The sequence below is a fragment of the Caballeronia sp. EK genome, assembly GCF_014384845.1.
Taxonomy (GTDB): Bacteria; Pseudomonadota; Gammaproteobacteria; order Burkholderiales; family Burkholderiaceae; genus Caballeronia; species Caballeronia jiangsuensis.
Genome location: NZ_JACSUE010000005.1, coordinates 81,167 through 97,914, shown reverse-complemented (window position 1 = coordinate 97,914; position 16,748 = coordinate 81,167). Strand labels below are relative to the sequence as shown.

The window sequence follows — 16,748 nt, the reverse complement described above, 5'->3', positions numbered from 1 at the left end:
GACCCGCATATCGATCGCGACGGTAGGCTCGCGCAGTCAAGCTTGCCGAAATTCGATCCGATGGATCTTCAGGCAAACATCGCCCGAACGTATGCGAAATTCCCACACTCCTAATTCCGCTACCTTGAACGACACCGCGCATCGAGCAGCCCGTCTAGGCGTGAGGTCCTGATTCGAATTGCCTTGAATGTCGATCGTCTGAATTCCTACGATCTCACCCATAGGTGTCACAACGTCAAGGTTAAGGCGGATCAATGCATCCTCTTCTATCCCGAGCGTCTCGACGACAATCACAAAATTGACTGTTAGATCAGCAGGCAAGCCTGCGACTCGACAATGGCCCCATCCGGCACCGAGAACATTGAACAATCCCTCGCCTGACGTCGCCTCCGCTGCGAAGACGCTCGAGACTTCGAATCCGGCGTGGATTTCTCGGGCATCTACTGCTCGGCCAACGAAGACAATCGCGCCTGCACCACCGCCGCCGCCGCCGGGCAGCACTCCGTCGCGACCGTTCGCATTTACTTCTGCTCCAGCAGGCAAACGATGGCTTCCAACTATCGTTAGCACGCCTCCCGCGCCGCCGCCTCCGCCCCATTGACCGCCTTCTCCACCTACGCGAAAAACGGCTTGGCGGAAGTCCATATGAACTGCGTTCTCTTCATAAACTGCGCTCTGTTGGATCAACACCGTCGCCTGCTCATCGGAGAGTCCGGTTTCGGTTGCGCTACCACTCTGCTCGGCCGCTACCTTAAGACTCTTGAGATACACGGCGGAGTAGGTCGCCTCATTCCCTTTCTCGTCGACCAACTTGTGATGCGTGCCGCACATGAGAATGAGATTTTCGAAGTCGTGTATCTGCTCCGGTGACAGCCCTTCGTTGAACCGAGGGCCTCCCTCGCTCTGCGCGTGGATATGGCAAATCTCACCAAGGACGGTTTGCGTAGCTGGGTCGATCACAGGTGTCGAACAACCTGGGAAAGCGCAACGGTTCATGGATACGGCGAACAGACGCTTGACCGTTGAAAGGCGCGGTGCAGAAAGCGGGCGCGGAGAGTCACTGTGGGAATTCGATGTCATGTCGGAGAACGGGCAAGACGGTCCGACATAGTAGCAATCTCGGTAACCGGATAGTAGGACAGTGCGTCATCGTACAGGCTGCCGCATGACCTAACACGGTAATAGAAAGACCGTGCGCCCGTCCGGAGTTAATCGGGAGGCTCCTTGAACTCCCCTGTCGGTCTCCGGATTGAACTAGCGGAAATTCGGCTTTCATATGCGTCGTTTCAACAATTCTTGAAATGTTGCGGCGAATGGGCTATCGTTCGGGGCATGAACTCAGACATCGTTGTTCGCGCCCTAAGCGCCTTAGCTCACGAATCCCGCCTTGCAATTTTTCGCTTGCTCGTCGTAGCTGGGCCAGACGGCATGGCTGCGGGCGAAATCGCGCAGCAGCTTGAGCTATCGCCTTCCAAACTGTCGTTTCACCTCAAAGATTTGTCACACGCGGAATTGGTGAAGTCACGACAGGAAGGGCGTTTCGTCATCTACACGGCGAACTTTGATGCCATGACAGGCCTGATCGGTTTTCTCACGGAGAACTGCTGCGCTGGTGCGCCCTGTGCCGCGAGCAGTTTGCCTAACTGTTGCGGAGATGAATGATGAAGCGCATGCACATTCACGTCGCAGTCGATGATCTTCCGGCGAGCATCGCGTTTTACAGCGCCATGTTCGGAAACGCCAAGCCAACAGTGCTCAAGGACGACTACTGCAAGTGGGAACTTGACGATCCGCTCGTGAACTTTGCGATCTCGAAGCGCCGTGCGAAACCTGGGGTTGATCACATTGGCATTCAGGTTGAAACCGACGACGAACTGGCCGAAATGAACGCGCGTTTCGCAGCAGCTCGTCTGCCCGTAGAGAAGCAGACGGCTACGACCTGCTGTTACGCGAAGTCCGACAAGGCGTGGACGGTCGATCCGCAGGGGGTTGCATGGGAAACGTTCCGCACGCTGGACTCGGCACCCGTCTACGGCGAATCGCGCACCAACCTTACCCCGGCTAGAGAACCAGCGGACGCATGCTGCGTCCCGACGCCATCCACCATCTCATTCAGGAGCCGCGCGTGAGCGAGCAACCGTATTCTGTCCTCATCCTCTGCACCGGCAACAGCGCACGCAGCATCATGGCCGAAGCACTCTTCAATGTGCTCGGCAAGGCAAAGTTCCACGCATACAGTGCAGGCAGTCATCCGTCCGGAACCGTCAATCCGTTTGCCGTCGAGCAGTGCAAGTCGCTCGGCTATGACACTTCGCAGATGCGCAGCAAAAGCTGGGATGAGTTCGCGACCCCTGACGCGCCGCAGATGGACTTTGTCATCACGGTGTGCGATCAGGCAGCGGGCGAAGCCTGTCCGCTCTGGCCGGGCAAGCCGATGACCGCTCATTGGGGTTTCCAAGACCCCGCCGCGTTCGATGGGTCGGATGAACAAAAACGCGCGTTCTTCAACAAGATTTATCGGCAGATCATGAATCGCGTCGGCCAGTTCGTGAACCTGCCGCTACACGTACTGGACCGAAACGCAATCCAGCACGAGATGCGCGCAATTGGTGACCGGCCAGCAGAGGCGACCGATGAGCAGCACTAGCCCGCAAGCTGGCGCGACCCGTCCTGCCATTGGTTTCTTCGAGCGCTATCTGACTGTTTGGGTTGCGCTATGCATCGTGGCAGGCGTGCTGCTCGGCCAGCTTTTACCAGCCGTCTTTCAGGCCATCGGCAGCATGGAAGTCGCTCACGTGAATCTGCCAGTCGGGATTCTGATATGGGTCATGATTATTCCCATGCTCGTCAAGATCGACTTTGCCGCGATGACTCAGGTAAAGAGCCAGTGGCGAGGTATCGGTGTGACGCTGTTCGTCAACTGGTTCGTCAAGCCGTTTTCGATGGCACTGCTTGGCTGGATTTTCGTTCGGCATGTGTTTGCCGCATGGTTGCCTTCCGACCAACTGGACAGCTATATCGCCGGTCTGATTCTGCTTGCTGCCGCGCCGTGTACCGCGATGGTGTTCGTGTGGTCACAGCTTTGCAAGGGCGACCCTTACTTCACTCTTTCGCAGGTTGCGCTTAACGACTCCATTATGATCGTTGCGTTCGCGCCGCTGGTGGCGTTGCTGCTTGGCCTGTCCGCGATCACCGTGCCGTGGGACACGCTGATAACGTCGGTCTGCCTGTACATAATCATCCCGGTCGTACTCGCACAACTGCTGCGCCGACATCTTCTCTCACGCGGCGAGGAACATTTCCGTAAGGTCGCCGCAGCGCTCGGGCCGTACTCCGTCTGTGCGCTGCTGGCGACGCTCGTTCTTCTGTTCGCGTTTCAGGGCGAGGCAATCGTTCAGCAGCCGCTGGTCATAGCAATGCTGGCGGTGCCTATCCTCATTCAGGTATTTCTCAATTCGGGGCTGGCCTATGTCCTGAACCGGCGACTCGGCGTCGCGCATTGTGTTGCGGGGCCATCTAGTCTGATCGGCGCGAGCAATTTCTTCGAACTGGCTGTCGCAACGGCAATCAGCCTGTTCGGCTTTCATTCAGGCGCTGCACTGGCAACGGTAGTCGGCGTACTGATTGAGGTGCCCGTGATGCTGCTGGTCGTCGGCGTGGTGAACCGTTCGCAGCACTGGTATGAAGCCCGCAGGTCTTGAGGAAAAGCGATGAGCGTCACCATTTACCACAACCCCGATTGTGGAACGTCACGCAATGCACTTGCATTGCTGAGAGACGCCGGGGAAAGTCCGCGAGTTATCGAATATCTGAAAACGCCGCCAGATCGCGAAACGCTCGAACGATTGATTGCCGCCAGCGGCCTGACGTTCCGCGAGGCAATACGGGTCAAGGGGACGCCATATCATGAACTGCGACTCGACAATCCCGAACTGAATGACGACCAGTTGATTGAGGCAATGTTGCTGCACCCGATACTGATTAATCGGCCGTTCGTGACAACCGCACGCGGCACGGCTCTCTGCCGGCCGTCCGATATCGTGCTGGACCTGCTGGACAAGGTTCCTGATCGTGAAATCCTGAAGGAAGAAGCAGTACCTTTCATCGTCTGTGAGCCGGTCTCCGGTAGTCAACAGGCGCTGGCGGACGCACTGCGCGAGGCATCGCTACCCACCGATGACCTGGGCGATCACGGCTGTGCGTTTTACGCGTTCCGCTCGCTCTCGGGACTTCATCTTGGTTTCGGCGGACTCGAAATGTACGGCAAGGATGTACTTATCCGTTCGCTGGTCGTGCCCGAAGCGCATCGCGGCGATGGGATCGGACGCAACGTGCTCGCTGTGCTACTTCGCGAAGCATTCGATGCTGGCGCACGTACCGCGTGGCTATTCACTACGACCGCCGCGGCATTTTTCGAACAGGCAGGCTTCAAACTTGCCAGCCGCGAAGCCGCGCCGCCTGCCATTCTCGCGACCAGACAGGCATCGAGCCTATGCCCGTCTAGCGCTGCGCTGCTGTCGCGCGCCATCTCTCTCTAGTAGTCGGTGCTTTCCATGTCCCATGATCTTCCAAACGTCAGCATTCCACACTTGCAGATACCGGATCTGACGAAGCTTGAGCCACTTTCGACCTCGCAACACGGGCCGCGCATCCTGCTGCTGTATGGCTCACTCAGGCAGACGTCCTACAGCCGACTACTGACGCTGGAGGCAGAACGCATCCTGCGGCACTTCGGAGCCGAAACTCGGGTATTTGATCCTCACGACCTGCCAATAGTCGATAGCGTCGGCCCGGACCATCCGAAGGTCTTAGAGCTTCGCAAGCTGTCGGAATGGTCCGAGGGTCAGGTCTGGTGTAGTCCCGAGAGGCACGGAACGCTCACAGCCGTGTTCAAGAACCAGATCGACTGGTTGCCGCTCGAAAGCGGCGGCGTTCGCCCGACTCAGGGACGTACGCTCGCCGTCATGCAGGTTAGTGGTGGTTCGCAGTCTTTTAACGCAGTGAATGCACTGCGCGTACTTGGCCGCTGGATGCGCATGGTGACCATTCCCAATCAGTCGTCAGTCGCGAAGGCATGGCAGGAATTCAATCCGGATGGCCGGATGAAGCCATCCCCTTACTACGATCGCGTAGTCGATGTGATGGAAGAACTCTACAAGTTCACGTTGATGGTGCGAGACCGCTCGGACTACCTGACAGATCGCTACAGCGAACGAAAAGAAGCGCACCCGGAACTTGCGGAGCAGTTGGCCGCGACAGCTATGGACCATGAAACTGACGCCGCAAATGCAGACACCGACGACGCTGAAGCCGAGTAGCGGTATCGTCGCGACCGGCGCACTTGCTGCGGCACAACTCGTTTCGTGGGGCGCGATCTACTATGCGTTCTCGCTCTTCGTCATGCCGATGGAGAGTGCGATGGATTGGAGCCGAACGGCGATTAATGCGGCGCTATCGGCCGGTCTGCTTGTCTCCGGGCTGGTAGCTTACCCGGTGGGCACGTGGATCGATCACGGTCATGGTCGACGGATTATGGTCGGCGGCTCGCTGCTCGCTACGGCTATGCTGGTGCTCTGGTCGCAGGCCGAAAGCATCGTCACCCTGTTCGTCGTCTGGATAGGACTTGGGGTTGCGATGGCTGCGACGCTTTACGATCCCGTCTTCGCGATAGTGACACGTGACTATCCTGACAGCTACCGGTCAAAGATCACGCTCATAACCTTGGTGGCGGGATTCGCCAGCACTGTCTTTATCCCACTGACGCAAGGCCTCATTGGCTGGTTTGGTTGGCGAGAGGCGTTGCAGGTGTTAGCCGCATTGAATCTCGCAATCTGTCTACCGCTTCACTTTTTTGCTATTGGACAGGATGCGCCCCGTCGAGACGATACTCTCTACAGGGTCGAATTGAAGGCGATCAATCAGGCGGCAACAAGGCGCGCACTTCAGACGCCAACATTCTGGGCGCTTGCCGTGTGCTTCACGGCCTACTACGCAACATTCGCGGCATTAACGTTTCATCTGGTCCCGCTCATGATGGAGAGACAGGTATCGCCAGCGGCGATCCTTGTAACGATGGCTGTCATTGGCCCAGCGCAGGTGTTTGCGCGTGTAGTGTGGTTCGCGTTTGGTCGCAATGTTCATCCGTCAATTGTCGGCATCGTCATCACGACCGCGTTTCCTGCCTCGGTCGTTGTTCTTATGTGCGCCGGTACGTCGCTGGAAATGCTGATCCTGTTCGCGATCGTGTACGGCGGTGCGAACGGCATGATGACCATATTGCGCGGAACAATTGTTCAGAACGTCATGTGGACGGAGGGTTACGGCGCCGTAAGTGGGTTACTTTCGATGCCTTCAAACATTGCCAAGGGCGTCGCGCCAATCTCTGCTGCTGCTGTTTGGGCGGCTGGAGGAAGCTATGTACCCGTGGAATGGACAGTGCTGCTAGTGTCTCTGGTTTCTGCGGGGGCGTTCATTCTCGCGATGCGTTTCTCATCGGGAAATCGCGCCTCGGAGCGTCAGGTCAATCTAGAGTGAACGGACGACTTGCAAAAGACCGGCGCGAATCGAGGCGTGTAATTGGTAACACGATCGCAAAGCCGTACATGAACTGCAAGGTGGAGCAATCGGATGGGTAACAAGGGTAGCGTCACGCTCGGGAAAGTAGCAGCACGCGTGACTCATATCGAGGTTGTGTGTACCCGTTGCGAGCGGCGCGGACGCTATCGCCTGTCGCGGCTAGTCGCGACGCACGGCGATGATTTCAGCATGACCGACCTCGGGGCGGTGCTTGCCGACTGTCCGAAACGCAACGAGTCGGTCGGCAAGCGATGCGACGTGTATTTTCCCGACCTTATAAAGGTCATGGGCGGCGACGATCCGCACGCAGAAACATCCACGCCGCGCAGCGGCACGGATGATGACGATTGACAGTCATGTCTTCGACCCGGCCTGCATTTTCTGCTGCTTCAATGCCTTCGCCTGAGCCGCTTTCTTGAGCACGTAAGCTCGCAGGTCGTTTGTCAAAAAATAGAAATTGTTCTTGCCGAGCGTGAAAGGCGCGGGGAAGTCCGGGTCATTAGACTCAAGCCATGCAATCGTCATCAGTGACTTGCCGAGCAACTTCGCCGCGCCCTTGCGATCGACCATTTCGATATCGGTGTCGGTCAGCGGCGCAGGAGCGTGTACGTCCTCCGGCGGCGGCGCAACGACCGGCGGGCTCGCTGCCGCAGGCTCCTGCACGGAGACCGGCCCGTCGGGCACGATCGAATTTTTGCGGGGCCGACCCGGCCCACGCTTCGGTGCTGCGTTGATCGTTAAATCATTCATCGTCGTGCCTCACTCAGGGCGCGGTGTGAATCAGGTACAAGATCGCCCAGGATGCCGCCACGATCGCGAGCACTATCAGCACGATGACCAGTAGCGTCAGTATCGCGCTGACGAACTGCGCTACCAGCGGGAGCTTGCGCCGAGCCGGATGAATGACAGGCGGCGGCAGGTCATTCATCATCGGCGACCTCGTCCTCGTCGCTGGCCCCGCTCGTGTCAAGCGTACCTTTCACCGCATGCTTTAACACGGTCATAATCTTGGCCGCTTCGTCCTCGTTCGGGTGGACCTGCAAGCGGCACACGACGCCGCAGGTTCCGCCCTCGCGCGGGCTAAGCCGCAGCTTGTTCAACTTGCCATCGGTCAGCAGCAGTTCGTTTTTCTTCGTACCGAGGTGCAGCACGAGCGAGACCGGGCTGACGCTGCCGTTCCACGACAGCGGGCCGAGCGACGGGAACTTCAGGTGCGGCAAGTGCCCGCCATCCTTGCCGAGCAGGTCAGGGTCTTCATCGCCTTGAAACAGTGCAAGCCGCAGGCTGCCGTCGAGCTTGTCGAGGCTCGTGTTCGGCAGATCGGTTTCGATCTTTAGATCCATCGCCAGTATTTCATCGTCGCCGTGCAGTTCGCTCCTGACGTTGACGTGCGTAATGCGTAGCTCGTGCTGCTGGAAGTCAATCATGGCTGCTCGGCTCCTGTGACATTCGGCTGATGACGACCTGCGCCTTGGCGAACGATATCGCCTCGCGATGCAGGCATTCGAGAGCGACGCAGGCAAGTTCTTCGGGCAGGTCGGCGATCGCCTGCTCGATGTTGAGCATGACGAGCATGCCGCCGAAGAACGCCCGCTGCATGTCAGCAAGCTGTCCGTCATCGGCATCAGGCGGAACGTTCGCGCGGGCGAAGCGGCGGAACTCAGTCACGAGCACGTCCGACGAGTAATAGATGCTCATGACGCCGCCCCGGCTTCGCCCTTGTCATCGACCCGATGCATCGCCGCATCGAACAGGCCGCTGAGTTCTTTGCGCTGGGCTTCGTCCGCGACCTGTCCGATCAGGTCCGCAGCCGCGGCGAGTGCATCACGATCGCCGCGACGCTCTGCAGCATCCATTGCGCTGGCGACTTCGGCATAGCTCACGCTCGGCGGCTCGCCCATCGTGCCTTCCTTCTCCTCTTTGCCCTTGCTTTTGGCCGCGCTGAGCTTCGCCTGATAGTGCGAACGCGCACGGCCTTTCTCGTCCTCGTCCGTGAGCTTCGATGCAAGCTCGCCGGCCGCTTTCAGGGCCTCGGCGTTCGTGGCATCGTCGATCGCCTTGATGACCTGAGCGAGCGTGACGCGGCGCAGCTTGCCCTTGATCGACTCGCCGCGTGAGGTCGTCGGCGCGCTCGTGCCGTTCGCACTGTGCGACTTGCTGCCGATCACTTCGCCGGTCACCGGATCAACCTGCTCGACCTGTCCCATGTCGATCGCCTCGCGCACGAGTTCAGCGATCGGCAGGCCGCGCAGCACGTCCGGGAATTGATCGCGCAGCGCGAAGCCGCGCGCCCGCATCTGCAACATGCGCGGCGGGTACTTCTGCCAAACATCCTTGCCGATCAGTCCGGCTGTCTGTGCATCGCTCAGGCTGAAGCGCTGGGTTTTGTCGGCCTTGCCGTGACGCTGTGCAATGCAGACTGCCGTCAGGTCCGCTGTCCCTTCATGCTCGAAGTACTCGATGACGTCTTTGCATGCGGGGCTCGCTGTCACGAGCGCGAGCACTGCATCACCCCACAACGAAGGCCGGTTGCCGATCACGGCAATGTTCTGCAGCGACTGCATCGGCTTCAGGCCGAGTTCGTTGCCCCATTGCATCGCGACCGCGCACGCTTCGGGCTTGCCGTTGTAATCCTTCGGGGCGAGGCCGCTTGACGCGACCATGCGTGCAAACTCCATCAGTTCGTCGTAGGTGCGCGGCGCGAGGTTGCCGCCTTCCTCGACGCTGCTCGGAATTACGTCATTCGTCATTGCTGGCCCCCTTCGCTTTGGAGAATCTGAAATCGACGTACTGTGTCGCCTCGACCGAGTACGCCTTGCGCTCGATGGCCTTGCGGCGGTACTCGCCGCCGATGTTCAGCTTGCCGATTGCGGCATCAGCCATCAGTTCGAGCAGATGCGCCTTGCAGCCGTCAACGATCGCCTCGTAGCTGTCCTGCTTTTTCTTCGCAGCCTGCATCGTGTAGTGCCAATGCACGGCTTCTTCGGGCAGGGCAACGATGCCGCCGCCTGTGCCGGGATAAAGCTTTTTGAGCAGCGGCAGCGTGCTCGCGTTGTCGTAGTCGAACTCGGGCGGGTTCTCCTGCTCGACGTGCTGCCAGAAGTCGTGTTCGTGCTCGACGATCAGTTCGATAATTTCCGGGTCGCGCTCGATGTGATAGCGGCGTAGCTCGTTGCCGCCGATACAGGCGATCAGGTCCCACTCGGGGTAACCGATGACGGCCATGTAGTGATGGCATTGCAGAAAGAATCGTTCGGGCACGAGGTCCGAACCGTCCTCGCCCCACTCACCGGACATGCGCACGATCAGGCGATCAACGTTCTTAATCTCGACGCCGCGCTTGATGCCGCGCACGAGCCGATCGACGTTGGCCCGCATGAACGGGTACTTCGGATGCACGAGCGACTGATGCCGCTGGTAAAGCTGCAAGCCGTATTTCTCGCTCGCCCAGGTGGCGATCGCCGGTTCAATGTGACGACCTGCGGCCATGCGCTCGTTGTCCGCTATCTCGGGCAGGTTGCCGAGCTTGCGTTCCCATAGCTCGCGGCTGGTCAGGTGCGGATCGACACCGAGCGCGGCGGCGCACTCCGACCCGCCGATGCCGAGGTTGCGCTCAGCAAGCCACGCTGTTCTGTCGATGTGGTTCATCGCGTGATACCTCTGGAAGAGCAAGCCCATAAACGGCGAGTGCCGTTTGCAGGCTTTGCACCGAGCGAGCACCGAGACCGGGAATGTGCGCTAGGGTTGGTGCTGGCATTTGAATAAGAGCGTCGATCGACCGGATACCCGCGTGGTGCAGGGCAGTCGTAACCCGCTTTGGCAGGCCGAGCGACGTGATCGAGCGCGGGCGTGCACTCGGACGCCCTGCGATCGTCGTCGACGACGACGAAGCAGGCTGCGGATGGCGCATGGCCTGTTCTAGGAAGGAGTCGATGAGCGTCCGCGCGCGGACAAGTTTGTCCAGCGCGCTTTGCGGATCGACTACGTCGATACGTTCAATCATCTCAGCGGCATTCAATTTAGAACCGTTATTCCGTCGGCCCTACATCGTCCTAACTCTTGACGGCTCAAGGTGATTCAGCACGTGGAAGTGCGAACCTGTTATTGGACGACAGGGTTTGTACGGTAGACCTGTAAGGATGCAATTGCAAGGCAGGCATTACGCTCGGATGGACCAAATTACGTCATCGCCTGATTTAAAAAAGTGGCGAAAAATGCTGAAGTGAAATCTTGCTTTTGTTTGCTGCGCTCGACAGATCGACCTTCTATCGAAAGCGACAGGAACCGCAAATGAATCTTATCTGATCAACGCGCGTTGACTATCAGCGCCCGTTGATAAGGATATACACCGATAGGACCCTTGCCGGCGCCGTTCAGGCATGACAAAGATCGTGCCAGCATGGCCGTATCAGTTTAGTCTAGAAAATATTTATTTGCCGTTATTCAATCTGGTTTTTATCAGTTTAGCTTTCGACCAATATAGAAATGCCGATATTTCAATTAAAAGTTTTCTGCTTGCCTTTCTGCCTAGCGCACATCTAATCTTTGCTTACTCGCTCACGACTTGAAATCGTGCCGGACATAATCGGCAGGCATGGTGACGCCGATTATTGTAGGTTGATCAAACTTGCAAAGGATATGCGTAATGAACGCTCAATTCGGGACGCCGCCTGGCAGCCGACGCTAACGAGAGTGGATGGGTGCGCGAGAGCAAGCCGAACAACACGTCGCCGATCTCTCTGGCTGATGGTGCGCGATGCGTTAAAAAACCCAGACGCAAGCTTCAGCGAGGAGAGCCTCGCAGTTCAACTTCGCAGCTTCAACGCCGTGTAGGCCGCGCCCTTGCCGATGACGGACTATGAAGGCTGAACACACCATCATGGCTCATGCACGGATCCTCAAGCCGACTTTCTTTCGCAATGACGTGCTCGGGCACTTGCCACCCTATGCACGCTTGCTATTCGCTGGCCTGTGGACCCTTGCTGATCGCGACGGTCGTCTAGAGGATCGCCCAGGGCGAATCAAGGTTGACCTTTTCCCGTATGACATCGACCTGAGCGATGACGCGATCGACGCGCACCTCGAACTGCTCAATCAGGCTGACTTGATCGAGCGCTACTGCATCGGAAGCGAACGACTGATCGCAATAACGAAGTGGAAAAAACACCAGCGCCCGCATCCTCGTGAAGCCCCGAGCGAGCTTTCAGCACCGCTCGCAAACGCCCGCCAATCAAGGATGGCGTACCTAGGCAGTTGCAGGGAAAGCCCAAGGCAAACCTTAGGCGAGCCATTACAGGCGGTGTCCTCGGTGTCCTCGGTGTCCTCGGAGAAAAACCTTAAACCCGAGGGTACTAACGACGACAACAGCAAACCTCGCGTGCGCGCACGAGGCAGCGGCCCTGTGTCGTCGTCTCCCGCCTTGACGGTCGTTGCCGATGAAGCCGACACCATCGCCCGAGCAGCGGTGAGCGTGCAGCGGGCACGGCAGGCGATCGCCGATGCGGTCATTGCCGACCTGCGGGATCACGGCGTGCAGCGGGTCGCAGCTGCGCGTGAGCCGATCGCCTACGCCGTGAACGCCGGGGCGACGCTCGACCTGTTCGCCGAAGCTCGCAAGGTCGGCGCACGGAGCAAGGGCGAAGTGCCCGTGACGGCGAACTTCGTGCTCGGCATCGTGCGCAACTGGCTCGCCGAAGGCCATACGCCGAAGGCCGCGAACGGCCATGCACCGCAGGGCGAGTTCTACCGCGACAAGCTCGCCCGCAAGGCTCACGGTCTCACGACCGTCAGCGGCGACGAGCCTTCGCTCGTCATCGAAAGCACGGAGGCCGGTCATGTCCGCAAGCCTTCCTGAGTCGATCGTCACGCGGCTGTTCGTCCGCATGCTGTCGCTGTGGGGTACGCGCTTCACGGCGCTATGGGCCGACTCGGACGAAGCCGAAGTCAAGCGCGTTTGGGCGAAGGGCCTCGCGCACACGAAGCCCGACGACTTCACGCGCGGACTTGGGGCCTTGTTCCACGAACCGAAGCCGCCCGACCTGCCGCGCTTTCTCGAACTCTGCCGCCCTGTGCCGCAGCAGTTTGCCACGCATGCGCTACTGCTGCGTGACGACCGCGCTTCGATGACGCCCGAAGGCTTCGCGCAACTGCAACGCATCAAGGGGCTTTTGATGGCGAATCCTGCATACCTGCCCAACAGCCCGAGGGCTGACGGCATCCAGTGGGCGTACAAGCTGCTCGACAACGCGGCGAAAGGGCACGCGGTCAACGCAATGCAGGTCGCCTTCGCCGAGGATGCGATACGGCGCTGGCATGCGACGCATCACGTCGCCGAGCGTGAGGCCGACGATGAACCGATCGACCTGCCTCAACGCATCCCGTCGCCGCACATTTACGGCGATCGCGAACCGGGCAGCGATGACGAAAAGGCCGCAGCATGAGCACGTTCGCGACGATCAGCGCACGCCGCATGCGCGACATGGCGCATCCGCTGACCGAGCATGAGCGCCTGTCGATCGCGACGCTAATCGACGTGCTGAACCATGACGTGGGCCGCTGCCATGACTGCCTATATCGCATCGCCGAACTGCTCGGCGATATCGAACCCGGCACGGACCTGACCGTAGCGCTGCCGGTGCATATCCTCGCGCGGATCAACGGAGAAAAGTCATGAAGTTCGAACACGACCGGCGCACGCGGGCCGAGCAGAACGTGCTCTCGGCACTGCTACGCAAGTCCGAAAACATCCGGCATTGCATGCAGCTTCGCAGCAGCGACTTTTCGCATGATCAGCACGGCATGATCTTCGCCTCGATCCGCTCACTGATCGCAAGCGGCGAACCGGTCAGCGTCGAAACCGTACATGCGCACCTGCAATCGTGGCATCGGGTCAACGTCTCGACCTATGCCTACCTGCTGACGCTTTGCGAACTTCGCGTCGCGACCTGCAACACCGGCGTCTATGCCGCCGCCATGCTCGAACGGAGCAAGTCATGAAGCTGACGCTTGACCTCGGCGGCGAACGTCCGCTTGTGACACCCGAAGGCGAAGCCGTTGCAGGTGTCGTGCGTGCCGATGTTGAGGTCACGCCCGACGCATTGCCGACTCTTGTGCTGCGTATCGTGGCCTTCCGCTTGGTGGGCGGTGACCTGCCGAAGGTTCCGAACTTCGGCGGCATGGTGCGTGTTCATCGCGATGACGAACCACGGAGCGAATCATGAGCAAGCGGGCCAAGGCGAACAGCAAAGCGATCGGCGATGAACTCGTCGAACAGCCGGTCGATGCGTGGGTGCCCGATTACGACCATACCTGTGAGAACTGCGGTGAAACGCCAGTCGTGACCGGCGTGCATCGCGGCGTCGTGGTGGTCGCGACCGGCATGTGCGGTATCTGCACATGGGGCGAAGCGGCCTGTCTCGATCCTGCCGAGTGGTAAGCCGGTCATGGCTCGCGAGACCTTGCCTGTGCCGAAGCCGCCCGCCGACATGCTGCCGTTGTCGCAGCCGGTCACGCTGACGCTGCCGTACCCCGTATCGAGCAATCGCTACTGGCGTACGTATGTCGTCGCAGGTCATGCACAGACAGTCGTCAGTGCCGAAGCGAAGGCCTATCGGCGTGAGGTCGCATGGCTGCTCAAGGTTGCGAAGATTCGCGAGCCGGTGTTCGGTCGTGTTGCGCTCACGGTCGTGCTGCATCCGAAGATGCCGCAGGACGCGGTACAGCGCATGCGCAAGTTCGGTGACCGTTGGGAGGATGACGTGTCGTGCATCGACCTCGATAACGCACTCAAGATTTTGATTGACTCGCTCAAGGGCCGCGTCTTTCTCGATGACCGGTTCGTCTGGAAGATCGACGCCCAACGCGGCGAGCCGAAGGCCGAAGCGCATGTCGTCGTGACGATCGCCCGCGTGCCGTATCACGAACCGCAGCAGGCGCTTTTTGAAACGATGCCGCAGCAGGTCAGCGGCTTGATTGATGACCCATTCGAATCATGATGAATACCGGAGTCGTAATGATCGTGAGAAGTGAAGCGATGCGGCATCACCTTGCCGCCGACAATCAACGCCTGCGCGAAGCACTAACCCTGATCGCTGATATCGCCGAAGGCAGCACGACCGCAAACAGCCTGCCGAACATTGCCCGACTCGCGCGCAATGCTCTGCTGAGCGCAGCGCATGAGAACGAAGCCTTGCGCCATCCGGCGCATAAACCGAGGGAGACGACGACATGAGTTCCAACCATGAACGCAGCAACGCACCGGCAGCGCCTGCCGATCCGCAATCACCGACAGCCCCTGTCGCCCCGGTTGCGCCTGTCGAACCTGTCGCGCCTGTCGCTCCTGCTGCACCGGCTCAGCCTGCTGCGCCTGCGCAGCCAGCGCAACCGGCTCAGCCTGCGGATGCGCCGAACGCGCCGTCGCAGGAGCGGTCACAGGATCAGGGCCAGCAGCGTGACAGTGACAACGGCGACGAGGACTGAGCCGTGACCCGACTGCCGATCAAGCACGAATGCATGTGGCCGTCCTGCCATGCGCTCGTCGCCCTCGATCGCTGGGGATGTCGCGAGCACTGGTATCGGCTCCCGAGTAACCTGCGGTCGTGGATCGGTCGGGCTTATCGCAGCGGTTTGCGTGCAGGCAACCACCCGAACCGCAGCTATGCGCAGGCCCATCATGCCGCGCTCGCGTGGATCGCTGCATTCGAGCAGGGGCGACCGCTGCCGCACTTCGGCCCGACCCTGTACCGCGCTGAAGCGCTGACGATGGACGAGAACGAGCACGACGACGAGGAACGCAATGCACGGTGAGACTTTCCGGGACGTGAACGTGGCGCTCTCGACGAGCTTCCGCATGGCCGAAGTGCCTGCCATCGATGCAGGTGCGACCCGCCGCGCGCTCGTCACCATCGCCGCCGTGCGTCCCGCGCGCAGTCGCATACAGGCCGATTGGGTGCGCGACCTGATCGGCCACCCTTCGCGCGTCGTGGACCTCTCGGGCCTGACGCGCCTAGAAGCCCGCGCGCAATGTGCGCTCGTTCGCAAGGCCGTGCTGTGCCGCCTGTCGGACGCCGAAGCGTATGCGATCCTCGCGCGGTATTCCCAAACCCCCAGCGAGAAGCAAATGAGCGTGTCCGGGCTGGTCGCGCATGTCTCGGCGATCAGTCCGGCTTCCCATCACGCCGACATTTTCGCGGACCCGCTCGCCAGTCCTGTATGGGACCTGCTCTGGCGGCGCTATCTACCGCCGCGCTACGGTGACGGCTTGTCGCTGCGTGAGATCGCCCGTCGAACGCACACAAGCAAGTCGAGCCTCGCGCGCCTTGCATTGCAGTTCGATCACGACCTCGACAAGCTTGAGCAGCAGGCGCTTAGCTCGCTCGAACAGACGTTCGTTTCGAATGGTCTGTGCGAGACGCTGACTTATGGGTCGACGAAAATCCTTGCTGGACCATGATCGGAACGGCCTGGCGGTTTAACCCGACAATTCGTCCAACAAAGATCGTGGTTTGTGCATTGGGAACCGGAAGATGGGTTTATCGCCGCGCGCGTACACATCTTTTTCGTTAGTTCGCAAATTACCAACGTTCCAAACCGAGTTCGAGAGTCCCCTTATTGTCGAGGCCCGGAAAGCTGCTATCTTTAGCGAACTTGCTTTTCCTTGCTGCTTGGCACGACAAATGCATGGACACGTCTATCGGAAGTCAAAGTGAATGAGCGTTCGTCGGAAGCGTCTGCCTTCGTACTGATGAAAAGTGCGTCGTATGAGAATCTGGCGATATACTCGTAGGCCGTTGGCGCGGCCAAAGCGTCCAACGTCGGCAGGGGGATTTATACGACAATTTGGGCGACTTTTTGTAAGCTGCACAATGCCGGGGTGCGCATGTGTGAAGAGTTCGAGTGCTTTGCCAATCCTGAAATGCTGAACGAGGTTCATCATTCGAACCCAGGTTTCGCAAAATTCGACTTTCGATGTCCTAGTGGAGAAGTTCGGGTCCTTTCCGCCACGGGAATGAGTTTGAACGACTTCAAAGCGCTCAAGCGTAAGGCTGCAGGATGCCAAGGTGAAGTCTGCACTAGGGGACAGGCGATATGGACTCCGACGAATTAGAATATTTAGACGCGATACGGCGAGGCCGTGAAGACATGCGGCTGTATGCTCGACGGGTGTCGTTCGT

27 protein-coding genes are annotated in these 16,748 nt (G+C 59.5%); 19 read left to right on the top strand and 8 right to left on the bottom strand.

Annotated elements, in window-relative coordinates; all coding sequences use genetic code 11:
- Positions 1-36 precede the first annotated feature (36 nt).
- Entirely contained in the window at positions 37-1,080 is a 1,044-nt protein-coding gene (locus IAG25_RS15925) for an HNH endonuclease signature motif containing protein (RefSeq protein ID WP_187605740.1), read from the bottom strand.
- A 252-nt stretch (positions 1,081-1,332) separates the two neighbouring features.
- On the opposite strand from IAG25_RS15925, the gene IAG25_RS15920 reads away from it, so the two are divergent.
- The 8 genes from IAG25_RS15920 (at position 1,333) to IAG25_RS15885 (ending at position 6,927) form a co-directional block, all read left to right on the top strand.
- A complete protein-coding gene (locus IAG25_RS15920; RefSeq protein ID WP_187605739.1) occupies positions 1,333-1,662 on the top strand; it encodes an ArsR/SmtB family transcription factor in 330 nt (109 codons plus the stop codon).
- Positions 1,662-2,129 carry an ArsI/CadI family heavy metal resistance metalloenzyme gene (locus IAG25_RS15915; RefSeq protein ID WP_187606120.1) on the top strand — a complete coding sequence of 156 codons (468 nt, stop codon included), beginning with the start codon at positions 1,662-1,664 and terminating at the stop codon, positions 2,127-2,129. Before IAG25_RS15920 ends, IAG25_RS15915 begins: the two co-directional genes overlap by 1 nt.
- Complete coding sequence (locus IAG25_RS15910; RefSeq protein WP_187606119.1) at positions 2,126-2,647, top strand: arsenate reductase ArsC; 522 nt, start codon at positions 2,126-2,128, stop codon at positions 2,645-2,647. The genes IAG25_RS15915 and IAG25_RS15910 overlap by 4 nt, the downstream gene beginning before the upstream one ends.
- Positions 2,634-3,701 (top strand): ACR3 family arsenite efflux transporter, encoded by a 1,068-nt coding sequence (arsB, locus tag IAG25_RS15905; protein WP_187605738.1) that lies wholly within the window; start codon positions 2,634-2,636, stop codon positions 3,699-3,701. Before IAG25_RS15910 ends, arsB begins: the two co-directional genes overlap by 14 nt.
- Before the next feature lie 9 nt (positions 3,702-3,710).
- Positions 3,711-4,538, top strand: a complete 828-nt coding sequence (arsN2, locus tag IAG25_RS15900; protein WP_187605737.1) for an arsenic resistance N-acetyltransferase ArsN2 — start codon at positions 3,711-3,713, stop codon at positions 4,536-4,538.
- Positions 4,539-4,553: 15 nt separating this feature from the next.
- The gene (gene arsH, locus IAG25_RS15895) at positions 4,554-5,318 is read left to right on the top strand and encodes an arsenical resistance protein ArsH (RefSeq protein ID WP_187605736.1); all 765 of its coding nucleotides are present in this window, start codon (positions 4,554-4,556) and stop codon (positions 5,316-5,318) included.
- Positions 5,287-6,534: an MFS transporter gene (locus IAG25_RS15890; RefSeq protein ID WP_187606118.1), complete on the top strand. Its 1,248-nt coding sequence runs from the start codon at positions 5,287-5,289 to the stop codon at positions 6,532-6,534. The genes arsH and IAG25_RS15890 overlap by 32 nt, the downstream gene beginning before the upstream one ends.
- Before the next feature lie 93 nt (positions 6,535-6,627).
- Entirely contained in the window at positions 6,628-6,927 is a 300-nt protein-coding gene (locus tag IAG25_RS15885) for a hypothetical protein (RefSeq protein ID WP_187605735.1), read from the top strand.
- Between the two features lie 3 nt (positions 6,928-6,930).
- Here IAG25_RS15885 and IAG25_RS15880 read toward each other — a convergent pair whose 3' ends face one another.
- The 7 genes from IAG25_RS15880 to IAG25_RS15850 all read right to left on the bottom strand — a co-directional run bounded on the left by IAG25_RS15880 (position 6,931) and on the right by IAG25_RS15850 (position 10,579).
- Positions 6,931-7,146 (bottom strand): helix-turn-helix transcriptional regulator, encoded by a 216-nt coding sequence (locus IAG25_RS15880; protein ID WP_187605734.1) that lies wholly within the window; start codon positions 7,144-7,146, stop codon positions 6,931-6,933.
- Between the two features lie 193 nt (positions 7,147-7,339).
- On the bottom strand, positions 7,340-7,507 hold the full coding sequence (locus tag IAG25_RS15875) for a hypothetical protein (protein WP_187605733.1): 168 nt from the start codon (positions 7,505-7,507) through the stop codon (positions 7,340-7,342).
- Positions 7,497-8,003 (bottom strand): hypothetical protein, encoded by a 507-nt coding sequence (locus IAG25_RS15870; RefSeq protein WP_187605732.1) that lies wholly within the window; start codon positions 8,001-8,003, stop codon positions 7,497-7,499. Before IAG25_RS15870 ends, IAG25_RS15875 begins: the two co-directional genes overlap by 11 nt.
- Complete coding sequence (locus IAG25_RS15865) at positions 7,996-8,274, bottom strand: hypothetical protein (RefSeq protein WP_187605731.1); 279 nt, start codon at positions 8,272-8,274, stop codon at positions 7,996-7,998. The genes IAG25_RS15870 and IAG25_RS15865 overlap by 8 nt, the downstream gene beginning before the upstream one ends.
- Complete coding sequence (locus IAG25_RS15860; RefSeq protein WP_187605730.1) at positions 8,271-9,326, bottom strand: hypothetical protein; 1,056 nt, start codon at positions 9,324-9,326, stop codon at positions 8,271-8,273. The genes IAG25_RS15865 and IAG25_RS15860 overlap by 4 nt, the downstream gene beginning before the upstream one ends.
- Positions 9,316-10,224: a YqaJ viral recombinase family nuclease gene (locus IAG25_RS15855; RefSeq protein ID WP_187605729.1), complete on the bottom strand. Its 909-nt coding sequence runs from the start codon at positions 10,222-10,224 to the stop codon at positions 9,316-9,318. Before IAG25_RS15855 ends, IAG25_RS15860 begins: the two co-directional genes overlap by 11 nt.
- Complete coding sequence (locus tag IAG25_RS15850; protein WP_187605728.1) at positions 10,190-10,579, bottom strand: helix-hairpin-helix domain-containing protein; 390 nt, start codon at positions 10,577-10,579, stop codon at positions 10,190-10,192. Before IAG25_RS15850 ends, IAG25_RS15855 begins: the two co-directional genes overlap by 35 nt.
- A gap of 855 nt (positions 10,580-11,434) precedes the next feature.
- Here IAG25_RS15850 and IAG25_RS15845 point away from each other — a divergent pair.
- From IAG25_RS15845 to IAG25_RS15795, 11 genes are read left to right on the top strand one after another with little or no spacing between them, the layout of a single operon-like run.
- Positions 11,435-12,430, top strand: coding sequence for a hypothetical protein (locus tag IAG25_RS15845; RefSeq protein WP_187605727.1), 996 nt, complete (start codon positions 11,435-11,437; stop codon positions 12,428-12,430).
- Positions 12,411-13,016, top strand: coding sequence for a hypothetical protein (locus IAG25_RS15840; RefSeq protein ID WP_187605726.1), 606 nt, complete (start codon positions 12,411-12,413; stop codon positions 13,014-13,016). The genes IAG25_RS15845 and IAG25_RS15840 overlap by 20 nt, the downstream gene beginning before the upstream one ends.
- Entirely contained in the window at positions 13,013-13,249 is a 237-nt protein-coding gene (locus IAG25_RS15835; RefSeq protein ID WP_187605725.1) for a hypothetical protein, read from the top strand. The genes IAG25_RS15840 and IAG25_RS15835 overlap by 4 nt, the downstream gene beginning before the upstream one ends.
- Complete coding sequence (locus IAG25_RS15830; RefSeq protein ID WP_187605724.1) at positions 13,246-13,572, top strand: DnaB-like helicase N-terminal domain-containing protein; 327 nt, start codon at positions 13,246-13,248, stop codon at positions 13,570-13,572. The genes IAG25_RS15835 and IAG25_RS15830 overlap by 4 nt, the downstream gene beginning before the upstream one ends.
- Positions 13,569-13,796: a hypothetical protein gene (locus IAG25_RS15825; RefSeq protein WP_187605723.1), complete on the top strand. Its 228-nt coding sequence runs from the start codon at positions 13,569-13,571 to the stop codon at positions 13,794-13,796. Before IAG25_RS15830 ends, IAG25_RS15825 begins: the two co-directional genes overlap by 4 nt.
- Positions 13,793-14,011, top strand: a complete 219-nt coding sequence (locus IAG25_RS15820; RefSeq protein WP_187605722.1) for a hypothetical protein — start codon at positions 13,793-13,795, stop codon at positions 14,009-14,011. Before IAG25_RS15825 ends, IAG25_RS15820 begins: the two co-directional genes overlap by 4 nt.
- Positions 14,012-14,018: 7 nt before the next feature.
- Positions 14,019-14,570 (top strand): RusA family crossover junction endodeoxyribonuclease, encoded by a 552-nt coding sequence (locus IAG25_RS15815; RefSeq protein WP_255503742.1) that lies wholly within the window; start codon positions 14,019-14,021, stop codon positions 14,568-14,570.
- Entirely contained in the window at positions 14,567-14,806 is a 240-nt protein-coding gene (locus IAG25_RS15810; RefSeq protein ID WP_187605721.1) for a hypothetical protein, read from the top strand. The genes IAG25_RS15815 and IAG25_RS15810 overlap by 4 nt, the downstream gene beginning before the upstream one ends.
- A 9-nt stretch (positions 14,807-14,815) precedes the next feature.
- On the top strand, positions 14,816-15,061 hold the full coding sequence (locus IAG25_RS15805; protein ID WP_187605720.1) for a hypothetical protein: 246 nt from the start codon (positions 14,816-14,818) through the stop codon (positions 15,059-15,061).
- Positions 15,058-15,381 (top strand): hypothetical protein, encoded by a 324-nt coding sequence (locus IAG25_RS15800; RefSeq protein WP_187605719.1) that lies wholly within the window; start codon positions 15,058-15,060, stop codon positions 15,379-15,381. The genes IAG25_RS15805 and IAG25_RS15800 overlap by 4 nt, the downstream gene beginning before the upstream one ends.
- Positions 15,371-16,027: a hypothetical protein gene (locus tag IAG25_RS15795; RefSeq protein WP_187605718.1), complete on the top strand. Its 657-nt coding sequence runs from the start codon at positions 15,371-15,373 to the stop codon at positions 16,025-16,027. Before IAG25_RS15800 ends, IAG25_RS15795 begins: the two co-directional genes overlap by 11 nt.
- Positions 16,028-16,748: the final 721 nt, after the last annotated feature.

Coding starts and splice junctions, on each gene's coding strand:
- IAG25_RS15925 (WP_187605740.1), bottom strand. CDS start 1,080: ATGACATCGAATTCCCACAGTGACTCTCCGCGCCCGCTTTCTGCACCG.
- IAG25_RS15920 (WP_187605739.1), top strand. CDS start 1,333: ATGAACTCAGACATCGTTGTTCGCGCCCTAAGCGCCTTAGCTCACGAA.
- IAG25_RS15915 (WP_187606120.1), top strand. CDS start 1,662: ATGAAGCGCATGCACATTCACGTCGCAGTCGATGATCTTCCGGCGAGC.
- arsB (WP_187605738.1), top strand. CDS start 2,634: ATGAGCAGCACTAGCCCGCAAGCTGGCGCGACCCGTCCTGCCATTGGT.
- arsN2 (WP_187605737.1), top strand. CDS start 3,711: ATGAGCGTCACCATTTACCACAACCCCGATTGTGGAACGTCACGCAAT.
- arsH (WP_187605736.1), top strand. CDS start 4,554: ATGTCCCATGATCTTCCAAACGTCAGCATTCCACACTTGCAGATACCG.
- IAG25_RS15890 (WP_187606118.1), top strand. CDS start 5,287: ATGCAGACACCGACGACGCTGAAGCCGAGTAGCGGTATCGTCGCGACC.
- IAG25_RS15885 (WP_187605735.1), top strand. CDS start 6,628: ATGGGTAACAAGGGTAGCGTCACGCTCGGGAAAGTAGCAGCACGCGTG.
- IAG25_RS15880 (WP_187605734.1), bottom strand. CDS start 7,146: ATGGTCGATCGCAAGGGCGCGGCGAAGTTGCTCGGCAAGTCACTGATG.
- IAG25_RS15875 (WP_187605733.1), bottom strand. CDS start 7,507: ATGATGAATGACCTGCCGCCGCCTGTCATTCATCCGGCTCGGCGCAAG.
- IAG25_RS15870 (WP_187605732.1), bottom strand. CDS start 8,003: ATGATTGACTTCCAGCAGCACGAGCTACGCATTACGCACGTCAACGTC.
- IAG25_RS15865 (WP_187605731.1), bottom strand. CDS start 8,274: ATGAGCATCTATTACTCGTCGGACGTGCTCGTGACTGAGTTCCGCCGC.
- IAG25_RS15860 (WP_187605730.1), bottom strand. CDS start 9,326: ATGACGAATGACGTAATTCCGAGCAGCGTCGAGGAAGGCGGCAACCTC.
- IAG25_RS15855 (WP_187605729.1), bottom strand. CDS start 10,224: ATGAACCACATCGACAGAACAGCGTGGCTTGCTGAGCGCAACCTCGGC.
- IAG25_RS15850 (WP_187605728.1), bottom strand. CDS start 10,579: ATGATTGAACGTATCGACGTAGTCGATCCGCAAAGCGCGCTGGACAAA.
- IAG25_RS15845 (WP_187605727.1), top strand. CDS start 11,435: ATGAAGGCTGAACACACCATCATGGCTCATGCACGGATCCTCAAGCCG.
- IAG25_RS15840 (WP_187605726.1), top strand. CDS start 12,411: ATGTCCGCAAGCCTTCCTGAGTCGATCGTCACGCGGCTGTTCGTCCGC.
- IAG25_RS15835 (WP_187605725.1), top strand. CDS start 13,013: ATGAGCACGTTCGCGACGATCAGCGCACGCCGCATGCGCGACATGGCG.
- IAG25_RS15830 (WP_187605724.1), top strand. CDS start 13,246: ATGAAGTTCGAACACGACCGGCGCACGCGGGCCGAGCAGAACGTGCTC.
- IAG25_RS15825 (WP_187605723.1), top strand. CDS start 13,569: ATGAAGCTGACGCTTGACCTCGGCGGCGAACGTCCGCTTGTGACACCC.
- IAG25_RS15820 (WP_187605722.1), top strand. CDS start 13,793: ATGAGCAAGCGGGCCAAGGCGAACAGCAAAGCGATCGGCGATGAACTC.
- IAG25_RS15815 (WP_255503742.1), top strand. CDS start 14,019: ATGGCTCGCGAGACCTTGCCTGTGCCGAAGCCGCCCGCCGACATGCTG.
- IAG25_RS15810 (WP_187605721.1), top strand. CDS start 14,567: ATGATGAATACCGGAGTCGTAATGATCGTGAGAAGTGAAGCGATGCGG.
- IAG25_RS15805 (WP_187605720.1), top strand. CDS start 14,816: ATGAACGCAGCAACGCACCGGCAGCGCCTGCCGATCCGCAATCACCGA.
- IAG25_RS15795 (WP_187605718.1), top strand. CDS start 15,371: ATGCACGGTGAGACTTTCCGGGACGTGAACGTGGCGCTCTCGACGAGC.